This window comes from Enterococcus sp. GPZ-007 (assembly GCF_059374735.1).
Genome location: NZ_JCAFYN010000076.1, coordinates 1 through 10854, shown reverse-complemented (window position 1 = coordinate 10854; position 10854 = coordinate 1). Strand labels below are relative to the sequence as shown.

The window sequence follows — 10854 nt, the reverse complement described above, 5'->3', positions numbered from 1 at the left end:
TTAAAAAAACTGAGAAGGATACCCTTCTCAGTTAGATATAGATGAATTATAATTCGTTGAAAGTATTTACTACGTTTTCAACAGTAAAGCCAAACTGTTCTAAAACATAGTCGCCAGGTGCAGACGCGCCAAAGTGATCAATGCCGATCATTTTTCCTTCTGAACCGATATAACGTTCCCAGCCAAACGGAGAAGCGGCTTCGATTGCTACGCGTTTTGTGATTGCTTTCGGTAAGACGGATTCTTTGTACGCTTCATCTTGTGCTTCGAACAAATCAAAGCTTGGCAATGATACGACTGAAACATCTTTACCTTGCGCCTTCAAGTCTTTTTGCGCCTGAACTGCTAAGTTTACTTCAGAACCTGTAGCAATTAGAATACCATCTGGTGTATCAGAATCAGCTTTAGCGATCACATAACCACCTCTAGCGACGCCTTCCTTAGCCGTATTCTTACTGTTTGGTAAAACTGGTAAGTTTTGACGACTTAAGACTAAGATTGTTGGTTTGTTTTTCGTTTCTAAGGCTTGAATCCATGCTGCTGAAGTTTCATTACCATCAGCTGGACGAATGACTTGCACATTTGGCATGCAACGAACACTTGCTAACTGTTCGATTGGTTCATGTGTTGGTCCATCTTCACCGACAGCCACAGAATCATGTGTCAATACATAAATGACCGGTAAGTTTTGGATTGCTGACATTCGAACCGCTGGACGTAGGTAATCAGTAAATACAAAGAATGTTCCGCCATATACACGTGTACCACCATGTAGATGGATACCATTCATTGCACTTGCCATCGCAAATTCACGAACACCAAACCAGATATTACGACCTTCATAAGAATCAGGCTGGAATTCTTTTTCATCAGCAATTGTTGTATTATTTGAACCTGACAAGTCAGCAGAGCCGCCCCATACGTTAGGGATAGCTTTTGCGATTGCTTGAATCGCATCTTTACTTGATACTCGACTTGCTTGAGCAGTGCCTTCTTCATAAACTGGCAAAGCTTCTTCCCAGTTTTCTGGAAGTTCGCCAGCAAATGCCATCTTGAATTGTTCCGCTAATTCAGGATGAGCTTTTTCATAGTTTGCAAACATCGCATCCCAGTCCGCTTCTGTTTTAGCGCCTTTGTCATTGATTTCTTCTTTGAAACGTTTTGCTACTTCTTCTGGAACGGTAAAATCAGGGTATTCCCAACCATAAACAGTTTTTGCAGCATCAATACCATCTTGTCCGATCGGTGCTCCGTGAACTGCTGAGGTACCTTCTTTAGGCGATCCAAAACCGATCACTGTTTTAATTTCGATCAAAGTTGGTTTTTCTGTTTCAGCCTTCGCTTCATCAATCGCTTTAGAAATTGCTTCTAGGTCGTTGCCATCTTTAACTAAAATATGTTGCCAGCCATACGCTTCATAGCGAGCCCCAACGTTTTCAGTGAATGCTTTTGATGTTGGTCCATCTAGCGAAATATCATTTGAATCGTATAATACGATTAATTTACCAAGCTTCATATGACCAGCCATTGAGCTAGCCTCACCAGAAACACCTTCCATTAAGTCGCCATCACCACATAGTGCATAGGTGTAATGATCCATAACCTTAAAGCTGTCGCGGTTATAAGTGGCAGCCAAATGTGCTTCAGCCATCGCCATCCCAACAGAAGTCGAAATACCTTGACCTAAAGGACCTGAAGTTGCTTCAACCCCATCTGTATGATGGAACTCAGGGTGACCGGGTGTTTTGCTTTCCCATTGACGGAAATTCTTCAAGTCGTCAATGGTGACCTGATAGCCTGCAAGATGCAACAAGCTGTAGAGCATTGCTGAACCATGACCCGCAGATAAAATGAAACGATCGCGGTTTGGCCAATTTAATGAAGTTGCTGGATTGACATTCAAATGCTTCGTCCATAAAGCATAAGCCATTGGTGCTGCCCCCATTGGTAAACCTGGATGACCTGAGTTTGCTTTTTGAATTGCCTCAATACTTAACGTTCTAATTGTGTTTACACCTAGTTGATCGATTTTGTCGAACAAGTTAGTTCCTCCTTTTTGGTCATAAATACTTTAATTACAGATTTATTGTAACCGATTTATTATGACTTTTCAATCACTTACCAACAAAAGATTTACTTTCTGTTGTGTAATCCTTTTTTCTTTTGAATCTTTTTAAGCTTTTCAGGAGTCACATCGTTGCCCACTGGGTCAACGACCTTCATTCCTTCTATGTGATGGCGCATTCCGCTACGAAATGAAGCAATGTACTCTTCACGCAAAACCTTTTGTTCATGTGCTTCTGCATCTGTTAAACCCACGGTTTTCTTTTTCTTTGCTAATTCGTTAATTCTTGCAATTGTTTCATCATTGATCATCCTTAGCACCTCTTTTCCCCTTATAATTATACATAAAAAAAAATAAGTTGAAAGTACCAAGAAATACGAACGCTTGTTTGATTTGTTTGAATAACTATGCTACACTAAAAAAAACGAAAGAAGGTGCGGGCATTGGCAAAAAGAACGGAAACAAAACAGTTAGAAGTTTTACGTTTCATTCATGAACGCGTTGAAAATAAAGGTTATCCACCAACTGTGAGAGAAATCGGAGAAGCTGTAAATCTTTCATCTACTTCTACAGTCCATGGCCATTTATCCAGATTAGAAAAGAAAGGTTGGATCCAGCGAGACCCAACAAAACCAAGAGCAATCGAATTAACTATGGTTGGTTTAGAAAAAATTGGAGCTACCCCGCAAGTTATACCTATGTTAGGGGTTGTTACCGCCGGGGAGCCAATTTTAGCAGTAGAAGAAGCATCAGATTTCTTCCCAGTTCCTCCAGATCTTTCAAGTGAGGAAGGCAGCCTATTCATGTTGACGATTCGTGGAGATAGTATGATTAATGCGGGGATCTACGATGGTGACCATGTCATTGTTAGAAAGCAATCGACAGCGACCAATGGTGAAATCGTAATCGCTATGACTGACGATAATGAAGCGACTTGTAAGAGGTTTTACCGCGAAGCTGATTACATTCGCTTGCAACCAGAAAATGATGAGTTAGCACCATTAATTTTCGACAATGTATCTATTCTTGGAAAAGTTGTCGGCTTGTACCGTAATCATATCTATTAATCGGAATTTACTTCCGATTATTTTTTTCTTTACAAAACGAACAAACATTCGTATAATGATTATACAAACACACGTTCGTATTATTATTAGGAGTGATTATTGATGAAAGCAGTAAGAAGATTTGGTTTGATTATCGCTGTATTGTTACTAGGTTTATTGATTGGTAAGTTAGGTTCCTTAGCTACGATCGTCATTTTCTCTGGTTTGTTTCTTGTCTGGTTTATGTTGTGGGATGAACGCAAGTATGCTCAGCATTACGCTGAACGTCAATACGATGATGATAATATAGATGAAGAGTTTTACTATAAAGAACCTGCCGAAGATTTTTATTATGTGACTTATGATCATCATTATCACAAATCGGCTTAATTTCAATTTTCAAGCTGCTGGATAAAATCTAGCAGCTTTTTTTAATTTTGAATAGTAAAAAAGCTGGAGATTATTTCTCCAGCAATCTATTCTTAATAGTTCATTAAAGTTAAAATATCGTACCCTTGAATTTTGTCACGACCATGTAATTCTTCAAGTTCGATCAAGAAAGCACACCCAACTACGATTCCGCCGAGTTTCTCAACTAATTCAATCGTCGCCTTTATTGTTCCGCCGGTAGCTAACAGATCATCAGTGATCAATACACGTTGTCCTGGTTTAATCGCATCACTATGGATCGTCAAAGTGTCTGTGCCATATTCTTTTTCATATTCTACTTCAATAACTTCGCGAGGTAATTTACCTGGCTTACGCACCGGTGCGAAACCTAAGCCTAATTCAAATGCCACCGGACAGCCCACAATAAATCCTCGCGCCTCTGGTCCAACTACCATGTCGATTTGTTTTTCATTTGCGTAGTTGACGATTTGTTTGGTTGCTTCACGATATGCTTCTCCGTCCGCCATAAGTGGTGAAATATCGCGGAAAATGATCCCTTCTTTAGGATAATCTGGGATACTAGCAATATAATCTTTCAAATTCATTTCGGTATTTCCTCCTAGCTTTTCAGCCAATTTCTAATCGTTTGAATATCATTCATCAATAAAAATTCTTCACTATCAATTCGTGCCATGCGTTTTTGGTATATATCGCTCTCTTCGAAAGCCCGCGTCTGTGGAGACTCAACCATTTGCAAAACGCCGTCGTCTATTGTAACAAATTTTAACTCAGAAAACACGTGAATCATGAATACAAGCAATTTTTCTGGAATTCTTAAGTAATTCGAAACAACTTTTAATTTAAAGCGAATGTCCACTCTCGGTTGTTTTCGGAAAAATTGATAGAGCTCAGTAAATTGTTTTCGACTGGGTAAGCCATTCAGATAAGCCTCATCTGGACTATAAAGGTACAAATAAACACGCTCAAAATTGCCATTCTTAACAATCTCCTTAAGCAGTTCTTTTTGATCAGGGCAGTCGAGAACTACTAAATGATCGAATTGCATTAAAGAGATCGACTGATCATACAAAGTAACAGGTATTTCTAAATCTTTTGAAAAGAGTTTTTGAGTTTTGGCGTGAAATGCAAGGTAGAGTACTTGATCACTATCAATTTTTTGCTTCCATGTATATTTCGCCCGGCGATCAATTACCTGCAAACCATTGGAAGAAAAATCAATCAATCGTAATTGAACCTTTTTTTGCCCATTCCATTCATTAATCTCAAGATCACCAACGAACCTTGTTTCTGGTTGCTGAATCTCTTCCCCGTCAGCTCCGAACCCAAAACCAATCGCGTCCAGCTGATTATCTCCATTCTTCAAGGAAAACTTAACATGCTGCTGATCACTGCCGATTTTTTTAAAGAAACTAACATTACCATCCACTAAGAAATACGGAGCTGGATTATCCGTCCCAAACGGTGCCAACTTTTTCAGTTCTTCGACAAATTTCAAATTAATTGCTGATAACGGTAAAGATTCATCGATCAATAGTGTGGAGCCCTTAGTCAGATCAATTTGTTCGATAGAAATATAATCGTTCATCATTTTCTGGAGGGCAGGAATATTCTCTGCTGGCATTGTCAATCCGACTGCTGCGGCATGTCCACCAAAATGAGTGAATTCGGTTCGCATTGTATTCAACATCTTAAATAAATCTAGCGCCTCAATACTTCGACCAGATCCTTTTGCCACACCGTTTTCATCGATCGATAGAATAATTGTTGGCCGTCCAGTTTGCTTTAAAATATTCCCTGCAACGATCCCCAAAACACCAGGATTCCATCCTTCTGCCGCAATTAAATGGACTGCATCTTCGGAATTCACTAGCACAGCCGCTTCTTCTGTTGTCTTCTGAACGATCTGCTTCCGTTCATTATTAATTTGATCCAACTTTTCAGCCAGTTCGTGTGCAAGCTCTTCATCAAAGGTAGTCATTAATTCAACTGCTGGATTTGGATCTCCCAATCGTCCAATCGCATTTAGTCGTGGTCCTAAGCTAAAACCGATACTTATTTCATCAACTTTCTGCAGTTCTACTCCGCTAACCTTTAGTAGCTCCAACAGCCCTATACGTTGTGTTTGCTTAATCGCTTGCAATCCTAATTTCACTAGATTCCGATTTTCTCCGGTCATTGAAACTAAATCTGCGACAGTCCCTATCGTAACAAGATCCAGCATTTCGAGCGGCACTTCTTCCAATAATGCGGTCGCTAATTTGAAGGCGACGCCCGCACCAGCTAGCTCACCAAAAGGATATTGACCATTAGGATGACGCGGATGAACAATGCAATAAGCATCCGGCAATACTGGAGGCATCTCGTGATGGTCTGTAACAATCACATCAACACCTCGTGAATTGGCATAGTCGATTGCTTCATTACCAGCAACCCCGTTGTCCACAGTAATGATCAATTGTATTCCGGCATTAATCTTCTCTGCGAATAGTTCCTTATTTGGACCATAACCATGAATGAAACGATTCGGTAGTACGTAATGAACATCGGCACCGATCATTTCTAAAGTTTCAAGCATAATAGAAGTACTGGTAATCCCATCCGCATCATAGTCCCCGTATATCAAAATCGGCTGACTTTCCATGATAGCATTTTGAATACGTTCTACTGCTTTGTCCATATCGTACATCAAGAATGGATCATGCAACTCATCAATACTCGCCCTCATCAACTTAGAAAAGTCTTCAAGTGTATGTATATTTCGATTCCATAAAAGTTCAGCAAAGGTTTCACTATAGCCTTGATTCAACATTTCTTCTCTGAAAGCCGAGTCAATTGGACTTGTGTCTCTGAACTGCCAATCGAAGTTTGATTTTTTCACTGTATCACTTCCCAACCGTATTAGTATAGCAAAAAAGAATCAGACAAGAAAGAGAAGAAGACCTTAGTTTTCAACTAAGATCTCCTTTACTAATCATAATAATCAACGGGATGTTGATTTTTCTTTTCCGGCTGCGAATTTTCCAACGCTGCCAATGCTTGATCTTTTTCTTTTAATAGACTTTCATAATTTGCTTTTAGTACTGCAACTTCATTTTCTTGTTCGCGTTGAAAGGCAGCTTTTTCTTCAGCCAGCTTTTGCTCATTGCTGGTTTCGTAACTTTGAATCTGCTCTTTCAATTGTTTGATTTCTTTACGCTGTTGAAACATAGTTGCACCTGAAGTCAGTAAGACAATTAATGCTCCTATTAAAGCCGAACCGATGATTACTAGAACTAGCGATAAATAAATTTTATTGATCAGAAAATTTACTGGAATTTCTTGACTATTAGAAAGTGCAAAGATCACAATTATTAAGACTAAAATAAAACCTAAAAATACCTTCCACTGCTTTTTCATTCACATTCCTACTTCCTATTGAATAGCCCACCTGCTAAAAAGTCTCCGATACGAGGGAATAAACCGTAAAATAGACTGGCACCCTCCATGATGAATGGACGGTTAATTTCGCGAGTCGATTTACCCATTTTATTCACGATCGTTTTAGCTAATTTTTGGGGATCCAATACGATGCCACCTAGGTTTTCGAGGTAGCTGCCACTTGGATCAGCTTTGTCGAAGAATTCCGTAGCGATCGGTCCCGGATTGATCGTTGTTACATAGATATTTGCTGGTCGTAATTCTAAACGTAAAGCATTTGAAAAACCCAGTACGGCGAACTTTGTTGCTGAATAGACAGTTGATTTTGGTGTCGCCATTTTTCCAGCCATCGATGCTACGTTGAAGATATGTCCACTTTTATTGTTAACCATCGAGATAGCAATCTTTTGTGTAAAATACATCATACCTAAAACATTAACCTCAAACATTTTCTGCGCCGCAGTTAAATCAAAGTCAATGAAGTTTTCAAATAAACCGAACCCCGCATTATTCACTAAAACATCAACATTGCCTACTTCATCTGAGATTTTTTCGATTACAGCTTCGACACTGTCGGGATCGGCGATGTCTAGTTGAAATGCAAAAGCATCTTTTCCGCTCAACTCACTACAATGCTCCTTCACTTGTCCAATTAGATTGATCCTACGTGCACAAGTGACGACAATAGCTCCGCGTCTAGCAGCTTCATAACAAATTTGCTCGCCTAGACCCGCGGAACCTCCTGTCACAACGACGACTTTATCCGTTAAATCCATGCAGTTCCCTACTTTCTAACTATGTTTTTTATCTGCTTCTTATGAGAATGGAATATCAACAATATCGAAATCTTTAGCAATCTGAGTGTTTGGAAAAACCTCACGAGCTTCTTCTTCCAATTCCTTCGCTTCTTTTGCTAAATATCTCGCAGAAATATGCGTTAACATCAATTTCTTAGCGCGGGCTTCTTTAGCAATAGTCGCTGCCTGATGAGTTGTAGAATGAAAATAAGCCTTAGCAAGTTTTGCCTCATTTTTATTAAAGGTACTCTCGTGTACGATCACATTGCTATTTTTAGCAAAACTAGCTGATTTACTTGTATAACGGGTATCGCCAAAGATTGTAACGATTCGGCCTTTTTTACTCTCACCAACAAAATCTCTTCCGTCTACTATTCGTCCATCTGATAATGTAACTTTTTGTCCTTTTTTTAGTTTCCCATAGATTGGGCCAGCAGGAATTCCTAGCTTGGATAATTTGTCGACTTGTAGCATGCCCTCATGATCTGCTTCTTTCACACGAAAACCGTAGCTTTCAACACCGTGCTCTAATAACATACACTCAACCATGAATTGTTTATCTTCAAAAATGACACCTTCGCTTAATTCGATGAAATGAAGCGGATAGGATAAATGCGTCTTTGTTACTTGCAAAGAAGTTCGCACATAATTTTCTAAACCACTCGGACCATAAAGTTCGATTGGTTCCTCTCCACCTTGAAAAGAACGACTGCTTAATAAGCCTGGCAAACCGAAGATATGATCTCCATGTAAATGGGAAATAAATATCTTTTCAATTTTACGCGGTTTGATGTTCGTTCTCAAAATCTGCATTTGAGTTCCTTCACCGCAATCAAATAACCAGATGGCATTGCGTTCGTCTAATAGCTTCAGGGCTAATCCGCTGACATTTCGATGCTTTGCAGGCACACCTGCACCTGTCCCTAAAAATTCTAATTCCATAATTCTCCTGACTTTCTATCAAATTAATCTTATTCTAGAAGAAAGCCTCGCATAGTGCAATCCAAATAAAAGATATTTTATTTCTCTTTCAATTTTCTTCTGAATTTGTATCATCCTCAGATTTGTCCTTTGAGACTTTTGCCATTTCCTGAGTTTTTTTCACTTCAGCTTCCACATCATCATACTCGAGGCGTGTGATTTCTCCACCTAGTTCCATCATGATTAACTGATTCAACGGACGATTATCGTCTTCTTCAGCGATTAACAACAAAGCCGTATCACCTTCACCAATTTTATCAATTAAAAATTCGAAAACACCAGTGGCTTCGCGAACTTCTTTTGCATCCTGAGTTGCTCCGATCATTCCTCCTGTGAACCAGCCTAATAAAATGCCTATTGGTCCGCCAAGAATACCAACCATCATACCAATTAAACCACCGGTAGAACTCTTATTGCTGCCAGTAAAATCTAAAAAGTCTTCTATCTCAAATTTATGTTCTCCATCATTAGAATGATGGACGACAGCCATTTGCTCTCCCTTAAAAGATTTGTTCATATGCAATCGTTTGGCTTTTGAGAAGGCCTCATATGCTTTTGATTCAACGTCAAAGTTCATGATTATTACACGTTTTTCCATTAATTTACACTCCTTTATTCTTTTACTTTAGTTTAGCAAGAAAAAGTTTTTTTGAAAAATAGAATGAGCTAGTATTCTATAAATAAGAAAAAAAGACTATAGAAACATTTATAAATTAAATGCTTCTATAGTCAGAATAGGATTTAATTACCTGTTTTGATTTCTTCCATAATCCGATCATCAACGATGTAATGATCGAAGAAGACTTTAGACAATTGATAACCTTCACCCCAATTGGTACGGATAACGTCATATTCAACTCCGTCAATCTTAAGCTTGTTGCGAAGATGCTTGATAATTGTTGATAGCCGAGTCATGTGGCTAGCCGAGTCACTATCTCCCCAAATTTTGACAGCCAAATCATTTCGACTGATTGGAGCTTCCTTCGTTGAGATCAATGTACTCAACATCTCACGTTCTGAACGAGTTAGGTTCCATAAAGGAATTGGACGTTTTTCATATTCGTCTTCTTCTTGTTGTGGTCTCACACCAAAACCGATTGAGTATACGGACTCCTTCAGTGTTTTCTCAGCAAGTTTCTCTCTTAACCCGCTAAGCGTCTCTTCTTCAAGCAACCACTCATCAATACCTTGCGCCTCCCAATCAGCTTTTTCCTCTTGTTGAGGCAAACGATCAGTTTCTCTGATTATCGTGAATTTTTCACCAACTTCTTCCAAAATAATTGTCAATTCTTGATCAGAAATCGTTTCGCTGACAATTAGAATGTCAAAAAAGCTCATCACTTCTAATGGTACTTGTTTTGCTTGAAGCATGGTTAGTAGTTTTGCGGAGCTTAAAACTTCGATGTTTAAGCGTTGCATTTTTTCCACTAATGGTCTCTCAACTAAAATATTGTGCGTTAAAATTAATACTTGCATCACATTATTCCCCTTTTTCATTATTAAAAATAAGTTTCCAATCAATTGACTCGGAAGTTTTTATTAATTAACAATATAATTATTACTTGTTACAATGTTAGTTTACACTGGCATTCCTTCTTACGCTACCAAAAAGCTTATATTTCACTAATCACAATTAGAATTATTGATAAAAATTTTGGGTTAAAAAAACTTTTCTTAGATAAAATAATTCAATTATCATTTTTAAACAACACTTTTCGAAATGATTCATAAAAATTTAGAACATATAACTCTTGTGATTTTAAACGATTTTTATTAACAAAATTCATTCTTTTCGTCAAAATAGGGTGATATGAATATTGAGTTGGCTAGAATTAACCTTTGAATTTCCCTTTATCTTTTTCACAATAGGCCTTTCGCCCTATTTTCTTCTTGGAAAAGAATATTCAATATTATTAAAACTTATGATTCATAAAAAAATAGCGACAAAAAACTCTAAAAATAACACTACTCTTTTCTTAATTATTTCGCTTTCTGTTTTTTTAACTATTCAAAATTCTTCAATCAAAAATTTCTCTTAAAAATAAATTAATAATTGAAGATACCTTTTCCTATCTTTACTGCTAATCGCTATTCTTAGTGATGATTAAAAACACTTTCATTTCACTTTCAATACACA

Annotated in this window: 11 protein-coding genes; 2 read left to right on the top strand and 9 right to left on the bottom strand. The window is 38.1% G+C overall.

Annotation, left to right across the window (positions count from 1 at the left end; all coding sequences use genetic code 11):
• Window positions 1–46: 46 nt before the first annotated feature.
• Both tkt and AC4J95_RS20545 read right to left on the bottom strand, forming a co-directional pair.
• Window positions 47–2041: a transketolase gene (gene tkt, locus AC4J95_RS20550; protein ID WP_494551457.1), complete on the bottom strand. Its 1995-nt coding sequence runs from the start codon at window positions 2039–2041 to the stop codon at window positions 47–49.
• Between the two features lie 92 nt (window positions 2042–2133).
• The gene (locus tag AC4J95_RS20545) at window positions 2134–2376 is read right to left on the bottom strand and encodes a DUF896 family protein (protein WP_494551456.1); all 243 of its coding nucleotides are present in this window, start codon (window positions 2374–2376) and stop codon (window positions 2134–2136) included.
• Window positions 2377–2508: 132 nt separating this feature from the next.
• On the opposite strand from AC4J95_RS20545, the gene lexA reads away from it, so the two are divergent.
• Complete coding sequence (gene lexA, locus AC4J95_RS20540) at window positions 2509–3132, top strand: transcriptional repressor LexA (protein WP_316404063.1); 624 nt, start codon at window positions 2509–2511, stop codon at window positions 3130–3132.
• A gap of 102 nt (window positions 3133–3234) precedes the next feature.
• Window positions 3235–3501: a hypothetical protein gene (locus AC4J95_RS20535; RefSeq protein ID WP_316404064.1), complete on the top strand. Its 267-nt coding sequence runs from the start codon at window positions 3235–3237 to the stop codon at window positions 3499–3501.
• 92 nt (window positions 3502–3593) lie between these two features.
• On the opposite strand, the gene AC4J95_RS20530 is transcribed toward AC4J95_RS20535, so the two are convergent.
• The 7 genes from AC4J95_RS20530 to AC4J95_RS20500 all read right to left on the bottom strand — a co-directional run bounded on the left by AC4J95_RS20530 (window position 3594) and on the right by AC4J95_RS20500 (window position 10193).
• Complete coding sequence (locus AC4J95_RS20530; RefSeq protein ID WP_494551455.1) at window positions 3594–4106, bottom strand: adenine phosphoribosyltransferase; 513 nt, start codon at window positions 4104–4106, stop codon at window positions 3594–3596.
• A gap of 14 nt (window positions 4107–4120) precedes the next feature.
• Entirely contained in the window at window positions 4121–6400 is a 2280-nt protein-coding gene (gene recJ / locus AC4J95_RS20525) for a single-stranded-DNA-specific exonuclease RecJ (protein ID WP_494551454.1), read from the bottom strand.
• 89 nt (window positions 6401–6489) lie between these two features.
• On the bottom strand, window positions 6490–6918 hold the full coding sequence (locus AC4J95_RS20520) for a LapA family protein (RefSeq protein WP_316404069.1): 429 nt from the start codon (window positions 6916–6918) through the stop codon (window positions 6490–6492).
• An 8-nt stretch (window positions 6919–6926) separates the two neighbouring features.
• On the bottom strand, window positions 6927–7715 hold the full coding sequence (locus tag AC4J95_RS20515) for an SDR family NAD(P)-dependent oxidoreductase (protein ID WP_494551453.1): 789 nt from the start codon (window positions 7713–7715) through the stop codon (window positions 6927–6929).
• A 39-nt stretch (window positions 7716–7754) separates the two neighbouring features.
• On the bottom strand, window positions 7755–8678 hold the full coding sequence (gene rnz, locus AC4J95_RS20510; protein ID WP_494551452.1) for a ribonuclease Z: 924 nt from the start codon (window positions 8676–8678) through the stop codon (window positions 7755–7757).
• 88 nt (window positions 8679–8766) lie between these two features.
• Entirely contained in the window at window positions 8767–9315 is a 549-nt protein-coding gene (locus AC4J95_RS20505) for a DUF1269 domain-containing protein (protein WP_494551451.1), read from the bottom strand.
• Between the two features lie 143 nt (window positions 9316–9458).
• The gene (locus tag AC4J95_RS20500) at window positions 9459–10193 is read right to left on the bottom strand and encodes a winged helix-turn-helix domain-containing protein (protein WP_494551450.1); all 735 of its coding nucleotides are present in this window, start codon (window positions 10191–10193) and stop codon (window positions 9459–9461) included.
• Between the last annotated feature and the right edge of the window lie 661 nt (window positions 10194–10854).

Bases quoted from the DNA above. Each gene is read 5' to 3' on its own strand.
- AC4J95_RS20545 (WP_494551456.1), bottom strand. From the start codon at position 2,376: ATGATCAATGATGAAACAATTGCAAGAATTAACGAATTAGCAAAGAAA.
- AC4J95_RS20535 (WP_316404064.1), top strand. From the start codon at position 3,235: ATGAAAGCAGTAAGAAGATTTGGTTTGATTATCGCTGTATTGTTACTA.
- AC4J95_RS20530 (WP_494551455.1), bottom strand. From the start codon at position 4,106: ATGAATTTGAAAGATTATATTGCTAGTATCCCAGATTATCCTAAAGAA.
- AC4J95_RS20520 (WP_316404069.1), bottom strand. From the start codon at position 6,918: ATGAAAAAGCAGTGGAAGGTATTTTTAGGTTTTATTTTAGTCTTAATA.
- AC4J95_RS20515 (WP_494551453.1), bottom strand. From the start codon at position 7,715: ATGGATTTAACGGATAAAGTCGTCGTTGTGACAGGAGGTTCCGCGGGT.
- rnz (WP_494551452.1), bottom strand. From the start codon at position 8,678: ATGGAATTAGAATTTTTAGGGACAGGTGCAGGTGTGCCTGCAAAGCAT.
- AC4J95_RS20505 (WP_494551451.1), bottom strand. From the start codon at position 9,315: ATGGAAAAACGTGTAATAATCATGAACTTTGACGTTGAATCAAAAGCA.
- AC4J95_RS20500 (WP_494551450.1), bottom strand. From the start codon at position 10,193: ATGCAAGTATTAATTTTAACGCACAATATTTTAGTTGAGAGACCATTA.